Annotated in this window: 13 protein-coding genes; 1 reads left to right on the top strand and 12 read right to left on the bottom strand. The window is 40.4% G+C overall.

All coding sequences use genetic code 11. The features are described from left to right. The first annotated feature begins 29 nt into the window (after nt 1-29). On the top strand, nt 30-1,184 hold the full coding sequence (locus AC50Y3_RS22865; RefSeq protein WP_494821037.1) for a sigma-70 family RNA polymerase sigma factor: 1,155 nt from the start codon (nt 30-32) through the stop codon (nt 1,182-1,184). Nucleotides 1,185-1,289: 105 nt separating this feature from the next. On the opposite strand, the gene AC50Y3_RS22870 is transcribed toward AC50Y3_RS22865, so the two are convergent. From AC50Y3_RS22870 to lexA, 12 genes are all read right to left on the bottom strand, one after another. After that, nucleotides 1,290-4,565 (bottom strand): DEAD/DEAH box helicase, encoded by a 3,276-nt coding sequence (locus AC50Y3_RS22870; protein ID WP_494821038.1) that lies wholly within the window; start codon nt 4,563-4,565, stop codon nt 1,290-1,292. Next, a complete protein-coding gene (locus tag AC50Y3_RS22875) occupies nt 4,558-5,757 on the bottom strand; it encodes a sigma-70 family RNA polymerase sigma factor (protein WP_494821039.1) in 1,200 nt (399 codons plus the stop codon). The genes AC50Y3_RS22870 and AC50Y3_RS22875 overlap by 8 nt, the downstream gene beginning before the upstream one ends. Before the next feature lie 312 nt (nt 5,758-6,069). Beyond that, nucleotides 6,070-8,514 (bottom strand): DEAD/DEAH box helicase family protein, encoded by a 2,445-nt coding sequence (locus AC50Y3_RS22880; RefSeq protein ID WP_494821040.1) that lies wholly within the window; start codon nt 8,512-8,514, stop codon nt 6,070-6,072. Further along, nucleotides 8,507-8,833, bottom strand: coding sequence for a pyrophosphohydrolase domain-containing protein (locus tag AC50Y3_RS22885; RefSeq protein WP_494821041.1), 327 nt, complete (start codon nt 8,831-8,833; stop codon nt 8,507-8,509). The genes AC50Y3_RS22880 and AC50Y3_RS22885 overlap by 8 nt, the downstream gene beginning before the upstream one ends. A gap of 15 nt (nt 8,834-8,848) precedes the next feature. Next, the gene (locus tag AC50Y3_RS22890) at nt 8,849-9,283 is read right to left on the bottom strand and encodes a DUF6884 domain-containing protein (protein WP_494821042.1); all 435 of its coding nucleotides are present in this window, start codon (nt 9,281-9,283) and stop codon (nt 8,849-8,851) included. Continuing rightward, nucleotides 9,280-9,912, bottom strand: a complete 633-nt coding sequence (locus AC50Y3_RS22895; protein WP_494821043.1) for a hypothetical protein — start codon at nt 9,910-9,912, stop codon at nt 9,280-9,282. The genes AC50Y3_RS22890 and AC50Y3_RS22895 overlap by 4 nt, the downstream gene beginning before the upstream one ends. Further along, entirely contained in the window at nt 9,909-10,379 is a 471-nt protein-coding gene (locus AC50Y3_RS22900) for a GIY-YIG nuclease family protein (RefSeq protein ID WP_494821044.1), read from the bottom strand. The genes AC50Y3_RS22895 and AC50Y3_RS22900 overlap by 4 nt, the downstream gene beginning before the upstream one ends. Nucleotides 10,380-10,409: 30 nt before the next feature. Next, nucleotides 10,410-10,799, bottom strand: coding sequence for an 8-oxo-dGTP diphosphatase MutT (gene mutT / locus AC50Y3_RS22905; protein WP_494821045.1), 390 nt, complete (start codon nt 10,797-10,799; stop codon nt 10,410-10,412). A gap of 13 nt (nt 10,800-10,812) precedes the next feature. Then, the gene (locus tag AC50Y3_RS22910) at nt 10,813-13,962 is read right to left on the bottom strand and encodes a DUF3427 domain-containing protein (RefSeq protein WP_494821046.1); all 3,150 of its coding nucleotides are present in this window, start codon (nt 13,960-13,962) and stop codon (nt 10,813-10,815) included. 223 nt (nt 13,963-14,185) lie between these two features. After that, on the bottom strand, nt 14,186-14,359 hold the full coding sequence (locus AC50Y3_RS22915) for a hypothetical protein (RefSeq protein WP_494821047.1): 174 nt from the start codon (nt 14,357-14,359) through the stop codon (nt 14,186-14,188). Between the two features lie 4 nt (nt 14,360-14,363). Then, complete coding sequence (locus tag AC50Y3_RS22920) at nt 14,364-14,882, bottom strand: hypothetical protein (protein ID WP_494821048.1); 519 nt, start codon at nt 14,880-14,882, stop codon at nt 14,364-14,366. Between the two features lie 135 nt (nt 14,883-15,017). Next, nucleotides 15,018-17,450, bottom strand: coding sequence for a transcriptional repressor LexA (gene lexA, locus AC50Y3_RS22925; protein ID WP_494821049.1), 2,433 nt, complete (start codon nt 17,448-17,450; stop codon nt 15,018-15,020). Nucleotides 17,451-17,562: the final 112 nt, after the last annotated feature.

Here is a 17,562-nt window from a genome sequence, read left to right on the forward strand (position 1 = left end):
TAAATACGGAAGTGGGGGATCAACTACACATGTACCTTCCACCACAGGATGCCATTACGAAACTTCAACAGTTCGAGCTACATTTTCGAGACAGAGGAAATTTTCTTCTAGACGAAGCTCACATTTACTTAGAAAATCTATTTGAAACAACCATAGAAAAAGAAATAATAAGTGAATTTCTTATCTCGAATGGCTACTCATTTACTGAAGTACTTGTTGACAGAAGTGATGGGTATCTTGGAACTTTGCATACAGTGAAACAAGAAACTGAGACTGATCACGACGATATAGACGACTTATTAAATATTAAGCTAGTACTCCAACGTCCGGATGATCGACACTCTGCAGATCTTTCTTTTATTTCAAATATTTATCACTTAACAGACTATCATCAAAATGGAAATAGTGAATCATTATTTCTACTGGTCGAAAATAACATGAAGCTCGTCAAGAAACTTGCATTAAGATACAAAAATTATATGAGTCATAGCCTAAGTTTTGATGATTTAGTTTCCGAAGGAAAAATAGGACTCATAAAAGCAATAAAGAAGTTCGATCTCTCTGTGGGGGTCCAATTTTCAACATATGCTTCCTGGTGGATCCGTCAAAGTATCCTATTGGCAATAGTAAATACTGGTACACCAATTCGAATTCCTAAAAATGTAATAGCAGATATCATGAAATTAAAGAAATTAGAGCAAACTGAATATCTTACCTCTAACTCGAACTTAAACATCCACTCCATTTGTAACATCATGGGTATAAGCTACAAGAAATACGTTAAACTCAAGCAGACTGAACACCAGTTTATGAATTTAATTTATCTAAATTCCTTCATGTCAGAACAGGATAAAGAGGCTGAGATAATAGACCATATTAGAATAGACAAGTTTAACATCCTATCGACCTCTGGAGGGCTATATTCAGATCCAGCGTTAATCACAGAAAATAAAGATATCAAAGACAGACTAATGAAACTATTAGAAGTTCTCAATGAAAGAAATCGAGAAATAATAACTTATCGCTTTGGATTAAACGGTGATATAGTAATAAATCAATCAGAGCTAGCACAAACATTAAATATATCCCAATCATATTTATCTCGAATAGAAAGTAAATCATTAAATAAATTAAACAAAACATTAACTCCTCGAGAAGATTGGTTCTTAAATGAAAATTGTTAGATAAATAATTAAGCGAATCAGCTTATATTCCCATAAATAACTCGCTCAGAGAAAAGGGAGAGGTTGTACCTCTCCCTTTAATTCCATTTAAATATATACTCCCATTTAAACTCTTGTAGAAGCCAGTCGTCGAGTTACTTCTTCAGGTATTAAACCTAAAAAATAATCCTCAATAAGTTCCCAGAACTGCTCTGTGTCTACCTCGTTTTCAAACATAAATCTTAACATCTCCACGGACATATGATGCCTCATATGAACATTGTTGAGAATTACATTCCGATAGGTTCCCGCTTGACTGACAGTCCTTTCTAGTTGTGAACGAGAGTTGATCCTGATGTAGATTTCAGGGCATTCACCACCGTTAATCCGGTATAACAAGAGACCTAATGCTTCTATAAACCCAAGGTATAAGAATCGTTTCTCCTGATTTTGCCCAAAAACTTTTGATTCATAAATTTCAAACTCATTCGTGCTTACTTGCTTACATGGATTCTCTGTAAATAAATTCGCTGTTTCATGTATAATCCATTCCAGAAAGCCTGCAAATCCTGAATTCATAAAATGGTAGGCGTTTCTTGACTCATCGAATTTAATAAATCGAGTGTAAAAGTTGTTTGTCTTTTTCATGATTTTATCGAAAGCAATCATGGAGTTAACAAGAATGTCACCAAGCATTTCAGCTTGGTACTTAGAGGTGACCCCTGTAACTTTTAGCAAGTCTTTCGCAAGGTCTTCCGACTCAAAATATTCTCGGGATTTCACATAACGTCCCAAAATAGATCCAATCTGATCAACTTTCGTCCTCGCTTCTGACATGAAATCTTTCACAGTAGGTTGCTTTAGTGTCACAATAATTTGCATGACTGGAGTTACCTTCCCCTTGAATGGAAGTTTCACTTTGCCATCCGAACTGTTAAAGTGATATTTAAATTCTGGATAGGAAAGATTCGGGAAATTATCTTGCCAAATTCCTTTCATATCACACGAGAGTACTGTACGAGCAGATGAACTACTACCAAACTCACTTACGACACTAAAATACTTACTGTAAGCCGGAAACATCGTTGGCAATACTTCCGGTGCAGCCATCATATACTCCTTCGCGAATAAGCTCCGTGGGCGCGCAACAATAGGTGAATACTGTAACTTCGATAAGAAGTCCTTCTCGATAATAAGTAAAGCTGTCTTTATCTTATTATCAATATCATCCTGGGCACGCTGATTATTACTATCCTGAAATATATACCTGAACTCATCAGCACTTACCAACAGATTTCGGATATTTGAGCCTTTATTTTTATCTACTATCGATAAGATCTTGCGAATTACTTCGATGAGCTGGTTTTTTCTAATGGTTGATATTCCATGAAGCCTCTGCACGTGTACAAAATCTTTTGGTAAGAAATCAAAAAACGCATAGCCGGTAGGTAAATCACGTGCCGCACGGCCAATTTCTTGTACATAATCGCATACGTTCCCTGTAGGGGCATAGTGGTAAACGTATGAGATATCTGGTATATCAATTCCCATACCGAAAGCCTTCGTTGCTAACATCACAAGAGATTCATTTCGTTTATATTTTAAGTAATTCTCCTGTTTTTTTTCTTTTTCCATCGGTCCATAATATATAGTTAAATGCTGTCTAACTTGCTCGTTTCCATACAACTTAGCGAACTCTTGAAAGTCAAAGATTGATTTAACTGTCGGGAAGTACACGAGAGTCTTTTTTTGATGGCTAATAAATTTTTCGAGTCTACGGAGCAATATTGTATTTTTTTCAGTAAGATGTTCTTTAAATTTCTTTTCTTCGTCGAGCTTCTTCTTAATTCTGATCTCGAGATTGTCACGCTTAATATAGCCAAAGTAGCAAATAGGTGTAATCATATTAAGACTGTTTCGAGTTTCTTCATACATATCCTCAAGACCGCCATAAATAGCCGTAGCTGTAAATGTAGCAATCGGGAAATTCATAGATCGACCTAACTTATTAACCTGACGCATCTTTGATAAATATGTTCCGAGATACCAGTAATCTGACCTAAATGCTTTTCCCCACGTTGTAACGATGTGCGCTTCATCAATTACAAACAATCCAACTTTGCGCTCACCAATAAGTTGTGCGATATCAGATCGACTTAGGAGTGTTTCCGGTGAGATGTATAAAATAGATACACGGCCATCTTGTATTCGATCCCTAATCTCCATTCTTTCAACTGGTGTAATATCCGAGTTTATGGTTGCACTAATTTCAACGTTCCTTGTTAGCAATCCTTGGACTTGATCAGTCATCAAACCAATGAGTGGCGATATCACAATGGTCATCAATTTATATTTCTGAGCTAAATATATAGCGGGAATCTGAAACATAACTGATTTACCTGCTCCTGTAGGGGAGGTAACAAAGATATCTTTGTAATCTTCGTTGTTATTCGCCTTAACCGCTTGTTGAACGATATCATCTATAATCTGGCTTTGTGGTATTTCTAGTGTTGACTTATCATGTCCACGGCTATGAATATTGCGATACATCCGTAGACTTCTAAATCCCTTATGCCCCCAGTAAGTCTTCAAAATGTCAAGATATGCAGACTCTTCGAGCTGGGGCTTTAATACTGTCTCCTTCTGAGCGATAACCAATTGATATCGATCTGCGAGTACGTATTGAAGCGCTAGTAGTCGCTCATTGTATTTATGTGGTGCTACTATAAGTTCTCCAGAAAGCGCAACCATGATTTTACGATCCTTGATCTTCTCTTCTAATAGTGAGTCTTCTATAAGTAGAAAATCATCCTCACAGTCGGAGAGCTCTAAATGTATCAGCCCTGTTTCTCCAACAGTTTCCGTTTTCAACTCCGCTGCGACTGGATATAATACAACGGCTTCCTCTTCAAAATCAGCGTAAGTAACATAGTTATTACCACCAATCGTTTTTATATTTCCATAAAATCGGCTTAAAACGGTAATCTCTTCATTCCCGTTGTCGTCGATTTCAGGTTCTTCTGCGCCTACATTCGTTGCTAATTGCATTTCTGTACTAAATTTATATAAAGACGGATACGTCCGATCATACAGATTATTTCGAATGACGCGAACCGTAAAATACATTGGAAACAATTCGGATCCAACCGCGATCATCTCTTCACGTGTACACCACAACCATGCCCTTCCATTTGCCTGTTGAAAGAGTTGGGGAATTAATTCTGCTCTTCGAGCAGCAAGTGTTTCCAAGTATCCTCCAACGGGTTCATCAAACAATTTGTTTCCTTCAATAGGAGTAAAGAACGACTGTCGAAATCCCTGAAATACAAGTAACAATGGCCGAGGATTATCTTGTGATTGAAATTCTTCAATTAATTTATTTAAGTATTTCATATTAGCCATTTCCCCCATCCTCCGGAATCCATAATAATTTATCTTTATTTCGCATTCTTTGTAGCTTACCCATTGCTTTCTTTTCAATCTGCCGTATCCGTTCCCTAGTTAGACCAAACATTGCTCCAATCTCTTCGAGTGTATGACGATGTCCATCAGATAGACCGAATCTACTCTCAATGACAACCCGCTCTCTCTCCGTTAGAAGATCAAGAATATGCTTTATGTTCTCTTTTAACAAACTTTTCTCAATAACTGCAGCAGGATCCAAAAACTCATTAGGTAATGATGACAAAACTTCAAGGCGGTCATTTGGTATAAAGTCAAGTATTTCGGACTCACCATCCGCTTCACCTATATACTGATTTAAGGAAGTAAAGCCTAAAAAGCGATGTTCTACAAGTTTGGCATTGTGATAATGAGCAATTGGTATATCCAGAACCCTACAAACTGTATCCGGAGATACGCTCTCCTTTCCTTCCTCAAAACGTATAGCTCTTTCTGTCTTTTTTATTCGGCGTATTCTTTCAAGCATATGAACCGGCACTCGGACTGTCGTTCCTTTGTTACATATAGATCGAACAATTCGCTGAGCAATCCATGATGTTGCATAAGTAGACAATGTACCGCCATACGAAAAGTCATACCTCTCAATAGCATCAATTAGGCCAAATACTCCTTCTTGCACTAAGTCTTCATGAGTTAAATCATGATTCATGTAGTTTTTATATTTAGAGGCTATACTTTGGATCAAGTTCATGTTAGATAAAATTAATTCATTTAAAATAACCTTATTTTTATGCCGCTCGTACTCTTGAAGTAAGCGTTGATTTTGCGAATATGTAGCTCCTTTAACAATATCTTCTCTCGTGGTACCTACATTCTCATTAGGTACCAAAGGGATGTTTAGCAATTCATCAATATCATCCCAGTCATTCTTATCTAACTTTTTACTTTTGATACTAGATTGCTGCACACTGACGGTTGAGACAGTTTTTTCTGATTCCATTTGCAAATCTACTTCAATATATTTATATCGATTGGCTTTGAGGAAATCTAATGCTGAACCTGGTGATACCGTCTGCCCTAAAGCAGTTTCCATAGTACGCTGAACAAAAGATAACTTTATACGATTCTTTCGAGGATAAGCAATTAAAAACCATTGAAGACTTTCGGCCAAATTTTTCGCTGTTGTTGGCATTATACACACCTCGAATGTTCAGTTGTTACAGTAATTTTACTACTGAGCAAAGACATCATGATGTCAGGAAACATACGTTTGTATTAATTAAAACTGCTTTATGTAAAAGAAATCGGGTTCACCTTAGATCTTCATGAATTTGAAGCTGTCTATTTGGAAGTACATAGGCCGCCAGTCCTGAAAATCAATCATTCACTCCTAACGAATTCTTTATCAGGGATAAAAACCCTTTTTTCCTCCATATAATACAACCCTTATAATCAGGTAACTTCCGTAATAGTCACAAAAAAGGATCAGACACTTGGTAAATTGCTAATCTACCAAGTGTTTGATCCTTTGTTCCCTACGCTCAAAATGATAATGCAGCCGATACTCCGCAATTTGCTTCGTCCATTCATGGACTAGAGCCTTGTGTTTATTCTCTACTCGCAACTGGACTTCAAACCGCTCGCCCTCGAACGTAATCGTACCCTTAGAGCTACCGCTCCACTTCGTCATAGGCATCTTAGCAATGAGCTTACTCACTTTCTCTTCGTCATAGTCCCAGAGTCTGCGAGATTCCCCATCCGAGAAGTCGATTCGTTTCCGGTATTCCTTGCTAGTCAGGTAACTATGGAAAAAAGCTGCCACTTCAGACGGGCTAATAGGATCGAACCAATTATCCTGCCCCCGACCTAGCATGGCTAGGAGCAGCAGCATCTTGTAGCTTTTCTGCATATCAGTCCGCTCAGCCTCTTGAAACCACCATTCACAGCTTGCGAAGACTTCTTCCTCGAACTCATCCAGCTCTTCCGCCCAATGTAGAAACCCCAAGTAAGAAGAGAACTCTTGTCGATAAGCTTTACTATCCTCTCGGCCACTTAAATGTAGTTCAAGATAAGTAGGTCTTCTACCCAGATCCCGCTTCAGATCAAAATAAGCGCTACGCAGCTTCTCTCGGCGCGGCTGTCTCTTCCGAGCAAGCTCATCTAAAAGATTGATGACACCAGTCTCCAACTCGAGCATACAGCTTTCATGCACAATTGGAAGAATAGGTTGCCTTTTGCCACCCTTCTCCTCTTCACTTGTATCCTGGAAAAGACTCAGCTTCACATCTGCATTTCGGTAGTTACCGATCAGATCAATCACATGGCATGTCGACTTGGAGTCATGCAAGCGAAGTCCTCGGCCAATCTGCTGAGTAAACACCGTAAGTGACTCGGTAGGACGTACGAAGAGGAGCGTATCTGTAGCAGGAATATCCACACCTTCGTTGAACAAATCAACCGTAAAGATGACTTGTAACGCACCACTAGCCAACCGCTGAATTGCCTCATCCCGCGTCATTCCCTGGGTTCGGGAATGTAGACTTACAACTTCAATCCCTTGCCTACTAAAATAGTCTGCTAGAAAATCCGCCTGAATGATGGAAGAACAGAATGCAATCGTCCGTGTCTGTCGATGCTTGTCCCAGGCCGCGTAAATCTTAGCTGCAGTAGACTCCTGCAGTTGGACAGCTAGCAATTCTTCTTCATCATATCTGTTGCCCAGCCATGTAATTTGACTGTAGTCTGTATCATCATAAATTCCATAATACTTAAACGGGCTTAACCAGCCTCGTTTGATTGCTTCCAGGAAATTCACTCGATAGGCAACATTCCCATCACAGATCGCATAGACATCCTTCCCATCCATACGGTCCGGCGTAGCTGTAATACCCAATAGGAATTGAGGACGAAAATAATTCAGTAAAGCCTGGTAAGACTGAGCTGCCGCGTGATGGAACTCGTCAACGACGATTAAATCAAATGCATCTGGCGCGAACCGTTCGCGATGCTTTTTCATTCCTAGCGTATATATAGATGCAAAAATGGAAGACGAATCTGTTTCCTTCTCCGTCCCATTGTATAAGCCAACTGAACGTTCAAGCATAACATGTTGAAAAGTCCGAGCTGCTTGCGTTAATATTTCCTCTCGATGTGCTACAAACAACACACGATTGAATTGGCGTGCAAAGAAGCCGGCAAGATAGGTTTTGCCTAGGCCAGTCGCCATTACGACCATTGCCCGATCATAACCCTCTTCTCGTGTTTGGTCCAATGCCTGTAACGCATGCTCTTGTGCCTTACGCGGCTGTAATTGGTTCTCATCATTAGGCTTATCTTGTTGAGCTTGTTCCTCGAATGGTTTACTTGGAAGCATGGGCTCTGTTTCTTCCATCTCATTAATAGAACGAACAAGTTCCGGATACTTACGACGGTTCTCACGATACTCTTCTTCATAGATCGAGACCGTTATGTCATTCAGTGGTTCCGTATATTCATGGTTAAACTGATGCATAAACTTATCCAACGCCATCTGGAAAGTATAAGGCTCTAGCTCTGCGTTCACTGCCAGATTCCATTCAACTCCCATGCGGAATGCCGATTGCGACAAGTTCGATGAACCCACAATAAACAGCCCTTGCCCATTCTCATAATCGAACAAGTAGGCTTTCGGATGAAACGATGTTCCTCGACTGCGCCAGAGCCGGACTTCTATGCTTGGATGGATCTGCAGCAGAGCCCGTAATGCCTCTGGCTGAGTGACGAACAAGTAGTCCCCGGCCAGTAACTTCACTTCGGCTCCCCGCAGCGCTGCTTCCTTCAGATGCGGTGCAAGTAGTCTAACGCCGGACTCCATTACAAAAGAAGTAAGGATATAAATCCCCGAAGCCCGTTTAATTCCAGGAATCAATTCTTCCACTAAGTTTTCAGTAATTAGCTTAATGTCAGGCATCGAGAACCTCGATTAGGTAGATGCGATCTTGGAAGCCGCCTCTCTTCTCAGCTTTAACCTTGCGCACCTCCTCCAACTGTTCTGGTGTAAAGCCATGGGATACTGACAATGCATGGAGCAACTCCAGGACATCTGCCAGTTCTTCAAGTGCCTTTTCATCCGTCTTTGCAGTCAAGTACTCCTCTGTTTCTTCGTTCAACTTGGTTCGAAGTTCTGTCCGATACTCTTCTTCATCCAAGATACGTGTCGACATCGTTTTCCCGTTGTTGCTGATAATTTCCGGAATACGGTCCCGGACAAGTTTGTTGTAGATTGGCATATTATTTGCTCCTAGCTATATTTTCGAGTTCATCGCAATGTTATTTAGATGTTGCATCTGCTCGCCAATCCCTAATCCTCGTAAGGGAACATTACACTTCAAACCACTTGCTTCAAGTATTGGAATCAAAAACTGCCGATACTTCTCACCTGCGTAAATATCTATAGTAGAGGCACCTATTTCAATAATCTGTTCGGCAGTTTCTTTAGCCCAATTTTTTCTATGAAGTGAATTCATATTATTAAGAGTGACATCGTACGGTTTTATCATTTGATTCTTTTGAAGCAAGCCGTATTTGGCCGATAGCACATACCAATCGGAATATTGTTTAGTCTCAATGTATCGTACAATTTTTGAAAACAACTGAGATGGTGCGTACATTTCATTTGCTTCACAGGGAAAATCTTGTTTGACCTTGGTGCAGCTAATTAGTGCAATTTGCTTCATCATATACCATCCTTATTTAACAGAGCTTCCCTAAAATAAGCAGAAGCAATTGCAATCATCTCTTTCTCGACAGCAGGCAAAGAGCATGGCAGTCCAGATAGTCCCAACTGCCCTTCATACCACGGCGCAATATAGAAATATATCGGCTCTTTTAGAATAGGAGGATCATACGATTTAAAAAGCGCCTCTGCCCATCTTCGATACTTAGCTTGGGGTTTCTGATAGCCTTCGAAACCAAATAAAGCTTGACTCAAATCCCCAATATGATAAGCGAGTCCATCTCCCCAGCGGGCAAATTTATGCTCATTCTTACGGATATTTTTTATGTTAGCACTGATGTCGTGCTTAACTCCTTTTTTCTCAGCTTTCCCAATATATAGAGGAGTGAACTCACCAGGCTTACCTTTTCCCATCACATAGATAATACCTTCCCATCGCGAATTAGCTAGATTCGACTCAATGAGGTTTATGACTGCCTCTTCCATTAATTTAGAACGTTTCAAGATTTGACGAGGAGGTATATCTTTTGTAGGTTTTGTCTTAACTTGCACCTGTAAATTATCGTCAATTTCAAATAAAGGAGTTAATGAGTAACCGTTAAGCGTTAACATCCATGGTTCCAATTGGATCATCTTCGATTCCCTTCATGATTTAATAAAGTGTCTGGATATGCATCTGAGGCTAGACTTATTAGTTGATATTCCACAGCACCTATGGTGCATGGAAAACCAGGGATAGGTGCCGACTCAATCATGGTATCTAAGACAATCATTAAATCAACTCTGTGTCGCATGAGATTATCTTCGTTAATTAATTGTCTTTGCCATTTGTTATATAGCTTTTTTCCGCCGATTAAACCAGTCAGATGTGATTTCCAACGACTTACAGGTGAATTACTTCTACCAATATAGATTGGTATTGGGCCTTCATTCGTCCACATGCGGAGAATATAAATAGAATCAGTAAAGCTTATTCCTTCAAGCTTCTGTTCAATCGATTGTAAAATGGTAGTAATATTAATTTTATAATCACTAGTCGTGAATGGAATTAAGATCTGCTCATGAGCAGTAATCCATTTACTCAATAACTCTTTCTTCATTATGATCCTCCGACGAATAAAGCAGCTTTATTACCGCACAGGTAGTAACAACATTTCTACAAACTTCACATCTGCTGGAGCGAACACAAATTCATTGAGTTGATTAAGGTTAATCCACTTATAATCATCATGATCTACCAGCTTTATCTCGCCGCTCAAGAACTTTGCCTTATACGCGATTAGCCTAATATGCACCTCTCCATAGAAATGGTCATTTTCGCCAAAGAATTTATAAGGCTCGATATCAATATTCATTTCTTCCCGCAGTTCTCTTCGCAAGCATTCTTCCACTGTCTCGTTGACCTCAATCTTACCTCCAGGGAACTCCCACAAGCCCCCCTGTGACTTACCTTCTTTCCGTCTTGCAATGAGAAGTTCACCTTGCTCATTCTCAATAATAGCTGCTGCTACCTCTATCACAACGAATCACGTCCTATACTATGACCTTATTTGCTGCTGGGACAAGCGCCGGCGGCATGTCTTCCTTCAAGCGCCACACGAAGCTCATTGGTTTACTACCTTCATGCTTCACATACTCTGCTTCACCCAAAAACACGAATGGAGACGTGTAATTGCTATCTTCTTTATACTCGCGTACAAACAAAGCAATTCGACTGTCTCTTTGCCGATGATGAATATATCTTTGAGCCGTGTTCGTCTCTTCACTTATCCGGCTTTGTGTCTGCCAATGAAACAGGCGTTCATTAATTGCATAATCCTCATATAACGTGGACGGTGAGAAGTCTTTATCCGATTTGTTCAAAGTAATGAAGAAAATATCGGTTTTCTTATCTTCAAAATACTTCACGCCCTCACGGAACGCCGGTGCTTTCTCCGCATTCCAGAATCCAAATGCCGCTAGAATCTGATCCATGGAATATTTACAGTGGATATCCAACGGACAAGCATACGGGAGAGAGTTCTTCTTGTCCACGAAATCAATATGAGTATAAGTATACTTCATAATTTGTAGGATTTCGTCCCGGAACTCAGGACACGATACAGCCGACTGAATACCTTCCTCGATACCACCGAACCCTTGTTTAATAGGCTCCGTACGATAAAACGTGTAATATAACAGGTTGAGCATTAACAGCTCTTCTTCTGAACTCGGCTTTTGGCCATTCTCAAGGTACGCTATAACAAAGTTTAAAAGTCGACGCGAGTTCAGTCCCAGCAAGGCCGGTACTCGTTTGGTTAAGTAGTCGCCGTTATCAAACTCGAACGGATCGATTAACTCAGCCTCAGCCATAAGCCCATAGAACGTACGATTACCGGTACGGCCCCCATAGAATTCCTGCAGACTGAGACCATGATGGCGGACAAAATTCTCAAGGGTCAACTCGAGCCCCGTATCCCCTTCAAAATATTTCATTTTTCCAATTAAGCTTCTGCGATTTATAGTCGCTTGTTTCAGGCTCCTAAGGATATACTCCTTCGACTGCTTCTCAAGCTGTATGAAGCTGCCCCGAGGTAGCGTAGAGAATCCGTTCTCTACATAATGTTGAATCGAGTGCTTCGTCTTACCAATCAATGCCCTGAATTTATCTGCAAAATTGTACTCTTTGTGTGCCTGCCCAATAAAATCAAGGACAGTCAAGCATTCTTTGCCCTCCGCCAGTCGCAAACCTCGGCCTAACTGCTGTAGAAAAACAGTAAGACTTTCAGTTGGCCGAAGGAAGAGAATCGTATTAACCTCAGGAATGTCCACACCTTCATTGTAGAGATCCACCACAAAGATCATTCGAATCTCACCAGTAACCAGCTTATGCTTTGCTTGATTGCGATCTTGATCACTCGAGTCGCTATGTAGTGCAATAGACGGGATTCCCGACTCGTTAAACACCTTCGCCATATATTCCGCATGCTCTACACCAACGCAGAATCCGAGCCCTTTCACATCTTCCATAGCGGTGACATACTTTCTCATGCTGTTCAGGATTTGCGTCACTCGGATTTTGTTGTTTGAATACAGATTATCAAGCTCTTTCAAGTCGTAGCCTCGACGTGACCACTTCACTTGCGTCAAGTCAACACTATCCGTTACTCCAAAGTAATGGAACGGACATAGCAACTTACGATCGATAGCATCCGTTAATCGAATTTCAGCCGCAATTCTATGATCGAAGTAGCCCAGAACATCTTTGCCATCCATTCTTTCTGGCGTTGCAGTTAATCCAAGCAAGATTTGAGGCTTATAATGCGAGAGAAGCTCCTGGTAGGAAGGTGCCGCGGCATGGTGGAACTCGTCTACAATGATGAAATCATAAAAATCTTGTGTCGTCGTTTGAGCTAACATCAAAGAGTTGAAGCTTTGAATGCTTATAAATAGATGATCAATAGACTTCGCTCGTTCCCTGCCGACGTAAAGCTCACCAAAGTTCAGGTCCTTCATAATAAAACGGAACGTATCGCGGCTTTGCTTGAGGATCTCCTCGCGATGGGCGACAAAGAGAAGCTTGGCATTTGGGTTCTTTTGCGCAAAACGCTTATAATCAAAGGCTGAAATGACCGTTTTACCTACACCCGTTGCAGCCACCACGAGATTGTGATATTTACCATACAAGCTTCTTTGAGCCTCTAGCTTCTCTAGGACTTCTTTCTGATAATCGTAAGGCTGGATGTCAAATTTGAAATAGAACTCTTCTTGTTCCTGTAGCTTCTTCCGTCCTAGAGCTTCCTTCAATTGTAATTGGTGCTCTTCATTTTCGATTGTGAAGACCTTAAACTCACGGTCATTCCAGTAGCTCTCGAAGGTCGCTTCGATTTTCTTAAGGACATCGTAGGAGTCCTTCTCCGTAACCTTGATGTTCCACTCCAAGCCACTGGTTAAAGCAGGATTCGATAAATTCGAAGACCCTACATAGGCTGTTGTAAACCCAGAATCACGTTTAAACATATAAGCTTTAGCGTGTAATCGAGTACGATCGGTGTCATAGGATATTTTGATCTCTGTGTTCTTGAGTCGGCTTAGCTCTGCAACCGCCTTGTAGTCGGTCGCTTCCATATATGTAGTTGTAATAACACGAAGCTGCCCGCCATTCTCAGTGAACTGCTCCAACTGTTCCATAAGAATGCGAAGCCCGCTCCACTTAATAAAGGAGACCAGTAGATCAATTCGATCGGAGGTCACAATTTCATGCTGAAGCTCGCTCATCATATTCGGCTCGGAGTGCGCACCAGTGAACAAAGAGCTTTGAGACAGTGGTGTAGTCGGGCGAACCACCTTGTCATCTTTTATCCCTCGAATATGATTGAGCTTCGAGTACACGAAGGTAAGTATTTCACCTTGCTCGTCGAGCTTCCAGTTCTCTAGTTCTTCGTCGTTTAGATTGTATTTCAGAGTCGCTATGATTTCATTACAGGCTCGTACTTGTGCCAATACGGCTTCTTCATCCTCTGCCGATTCTCTAACCATCTTCAGAGCTCGGCGTGTTACTGCTGAAATATATGTTGAAAGAAGCTTCCTTGCTTCTTCTGGATCTAATGCTTCTATGCCAATCTGGAACAAGGAAGGGTCTAGTGCAGTAAGCTGATCTCTCGTTAGTTTATTGATCAATTGTTCGTATAGGCCTAGCTTCATGGTACACCTCACTTAATTCAAACTATTTATCATTTTCCAAATGAAATCGATCTATACCTAGTACGAGATTGTCGAATAATATCCTTGTTTATACTTTCTTTGTAGATACCACAATACTTACAGCCATCTATGTTATTGAATAGGCCCTTTAATAAAAGAGAAGCCATCCCATCGTCATCATTGATGACTTTAGGGATAGCCCCATCATAGGTAATTATACAATTTAGTTCATTCTTTTTATCTGTTCAATTAACTGGTCACGCTCGGTAACCAATTTCATCATTTGTTCAACTAACTGAGGATCATGTCCGAATGTATCCAGAGTATGTGCAATAGTTTCAAGTGCTTCATTAACTTGAACTAATTCCATCTTGAATTCATTAATAACATTGCTCATATGATCACATCTTTTCTATTAGCATGTTTATTGCGTCTTGCTGTTTGGAAATCTGCTCCTGTTGTTTAACCATGAGTTCAACATTGCGTTCAGTGAGTTCTTGGATTTTCCGGTTCATGATCTCAATAGTATGTTGCTGTTCCATTTGCACCTTTTCAAGTTTCCTAATGTATATCTCAAATGCACTAAGGAATGAACCATTGCAAGAGAGTTGCTCAAGAATTAGATCAATCTTGTCCATGAATCGCACATTATGTTCAATCCTTTGAGGTTCTGCTACAATTGTATGTTTACCCCTTGATGAATGAAACTTATGTATACTGGCTGCCATGTTCATCTCACGATTGGTTTCTAACTTACCTTCTTTTTCACCCGTTATCCACTGGAATTCAAGCATTGGGGTATACTTCTCATCATCCTCATCCACGAACCTGTCGAGTACCATAAACTTACCTGTTGCTGTCTCATGGATTGTCCCGTTTGCATACTTCTTGGTTACGCCCAAGCCTTTCCTGTTAGCCATGATAACCTCCTTGGAACTACGCACCCGAATTCTCCTCGGTCCATATCTTAGTTAAACTCTTAGTTCAAAATTTGCCCACATCGGACCCATATCACCGTCGCCAGTATGCCCCCTGCAGAGTCACAAGATACTCGTTCACTTCAAAACGCCAATTACTTTTCCATTAATCAAAACATCTTCACTTTTCATTTGGATCGGTTCATAGTTAGTGTTTTCAGAAATAAGTATTACGGAATCTCCCATCAGCATAAACCTCTTCATCGTTGCTTCCTGATCTATTATCGCAATGACAATATCACCATTGGATGCGGTGTTTTGCCTATGTACAATAACCCTATCTCCCTTATCAATACCAGCATTTATCATGCTATCACCTGTCACGATTAAGGCAAATGTATCTTTTTCTAAATGAATCCAATCCAACGGTAGAATTAGTTCGCTCTCGTACTGCTCATTAACTGAAATTGGAACTCCTGCAGCTACATTGCCAACGACCGGGATCTTAGCTTTTCGATCGTACTCGATATATAATCCATTCTCCACATCGCTCACTTCGACGTTTTCGATGTCATCTACATCCGTTGCGTAAATAAACTTTTTCCCATTCTTTAAATTCAAGTAGAACTTCTTATTCTTGGTTTCAGGAAGAAACTGCGGTTGGCAGGGAGGCAGATCGATTAGAACTTCTCCCTCTCGATTAAAGCATTTCACCTCCAACCCGTCTGTAGCTATTCCATAACGCACCTTGGGATCCGCATTGATATATGATTTCAATTGATTGCATGCATCGTCTATACCTGAACCGAATTGCTTGACCTCAGCAAAAATATAAGGTACTTTCTCCCCATTTATATAAATACTAGCTACAAGATCAATATACCCTTTCTTCGAGAATTGCTGCACAGGGTATTCTAGCTGAATCAGCTCTAGCGGATAACCATACGTTTGTTGAAGTTCTTTAAGCATCCATTGGCGTACTACTTCTTCTTTACTATTGATATCTACTATTTGTTCAGTTAATTGATAGTTTTGTATAGCAATTGACTGAAATGGCTTCAACTTACAATCCCGCTTTATTCTTAGATGGTCGAGACTGATTTCTTTAATAAACTTTGATGGCTTCCTCACCGATGACATGTAAAGAAGTTCATTCGCTCTCGTCATTCCAACATACAGAAGCTTTCGTTCCTCTGAGTCGAGTGTATCCTCATCGTCAACGTCATACAGCCGATCGTTTGGAATAACACCTTCATTCAAATCAATAAGAAATATTACTTTAAACTCCAAACCTTTGATCGAGTGCATCGAGACTAGCTTTATCTTGTCCGATTCAAAGTCAGGCTGGGTAAGGTTGATGATTTGGCAAGGAAGCCCCGCTCCCTCCAGTCTAACGCTAGCGCTTTCAATTAAACGGTTTTCTTTCGCAACAATACAAATATCTAAACATCTGTATTCATTCAATAGACTTTTAATCTCATCAACCAAATAGGTGAGCTGCTTCTCATACGTAGTAAAAAACCGATACAGTGGCGGATGGCCATGTTTATCTATTAAGGAAGGTTTAACAAAATCAACATTGCCTTTGATATTCGCATCATGCTCAATGAGGCCATATGCAGCAGTCGAAATTTCAGTTGTCGTTCTATAATTTTTTGTCAGAACTCTTGATTTCCCGCTCATATCGTACCCTATAGTCGTATAAGGACGCCCTTTTCCTAACCAGGACTGGGAGTAGATACTCTGCGTGTTATCAGCGACAAACATGATCGATGAATATTTTTTCTCCTGATAGATACATCTTAGAAATTCAAGCTGAACCTTTGTTAAATCCTGGCTCTCATCGATAATGATGTGCGTGTACTTCCCATGATTCATCTGCTGCGCCTCTTGAAGCGCAAGAATATTCATTTGTTTGAATGTTACAAGGTCCTCTTGCATGAGTAAATCGTTGTAGATTTCCATTAACTCAAAAATGACAGCACGTACCTCTGAGTTTTTCAGCAGCTTCTGCGGTGAGCCACTTCCGCCCGTTGCCCGTCCTATCCGATCAATGTTTTGATACGTTTCTACATCCGCAATATTGCATGCATTAATCCAGGTCACTTCATCCTTTAAAAAGCTGCTGTTCTTGGGAGAGAGAATTTTGCTGCCTGGATATTTATCTATCAGGAGATGAATAGCCTTCACCATATGTTGGTATTCAATTTCGCGCTTCGCTACCTGATAATCTTGTTTCTTGCGATCCAGATAGTATTTATAATATCGATGCATCAGACTATCGATTGTCGTGATCTCCACTTCACAGTTAGGTGTAAACCATAGCTGAGCCTGCTGTACCTGCTCGTCCTCAACAAACTTATCGTATTGGTATTTTATAAAGTTCAGCAGCGTTTTATTGTATGTAACCAGTAAGATTTTATCGTCTTCTTCATGGCAGTAATGGTTATGTAAAAAAGAGAGCCTCCGTATCGATACGGTCGTTTTACCCGAACCTGCAACGCCTTTAATCATCATATGCCCGCTCGGCTCCAGCTCGACAATTCGCCTTTGCTCCATATTGAGTTTCACTTCGGCTATCTCCCTTTCACCGTTATATTCATAGGACAGAGTACATTTTCCAAATCTATTCATGTACTTGTTATACTTTCTATTATAGCAGGAATAAAGATATATAAAATCT

The sequence above is a fragment of the Paenibacillus sp. J22R98 genome (assembly GCF_059383835.1).

Excerpts from the sequence above, each read along its gene's own strand:
- AC50Y3_RS22910 (WP_494821046.1), bottom strand. The coding sequence starts at position 13,962 with ATGAAGCTAGGCCTATACGAACAATTGATCAATAAACTAACGAGAGAT.
- AC50Y3_RS22900 (WP_494821044.1), bottom strand. The coding sequence starts at position 10,379 with ATGAAGAAAGAGTTATTGAGTAAATGGATTACTGCTCATGAGCAGATC.
- AC50Y3_RS22920 (WP_494821048.1), bottom strand. The coding sequence starts at position 14,882 with ATGGCTAACAGGAAAGGCTTGGGCGTAACCAAGAAGTATGCAAACGGG.
- AC50Y3_RS22865 (WP_494821037.1), top strand. The coding sequence starts at position 30 with ATGTACCTTCCACCACAGGATGCCATTACGAAACTTCAACAGTTCGAG.
- AC50Y3_RS22880 (WP_494821040.1), bottom strand. The coding sequence starts at position 8,514 with ATGCCTGACATTAAGCTAATTACTGAAAACTTAGTGGAAGAATTGATT.
- AC50Y3_RS22915 (WP_494821047.1), bottom strand. The coding sequence starts at position 14,359 with ATGAGCAATGTTATTAATGAATTCAAGATGGAATTAGTTCAAGTTAAT.
- AC50Y3_RS22870 (WP_494821038.1), bottom strand. The coding sequence starts at position 4,565 with ATGGCTAATATGAAATACTTAAATAAATTAATTGAAGAATTTCAATCA.
- AC50Y3_RS22885 (WP_494821041.1), bottom strand. The coding sequence starts at position 8,833 with ATGCCAATCTACAACAAACTTGTCCGGGACCGTATTCCGGAAATTATC.
- AC50Y3_RS22875 (WP_494821039.1), bottom strand. The coding sequence starts at position 5,757 with ATGCCAACAACAGCGAAAAATTTGGCCGAAAGTCTTCAATGGTTTTTA.
- AC50Y3_RS22895 (WP_494821043.1), bottom strand. The coding sequence starts at position 9,912 with ATGATCCAATTGGAACCATGGATGTTAACGCTTAACGGTTACTCATTA.
- AC50Y3_RS22890 (WP_494821042.1), bottom strand. The coding sequence starts at position 9,283 with ATGATGAAGCAAATTGCACTAATTAGCTGCACCAAGGTCAAACAAGAT.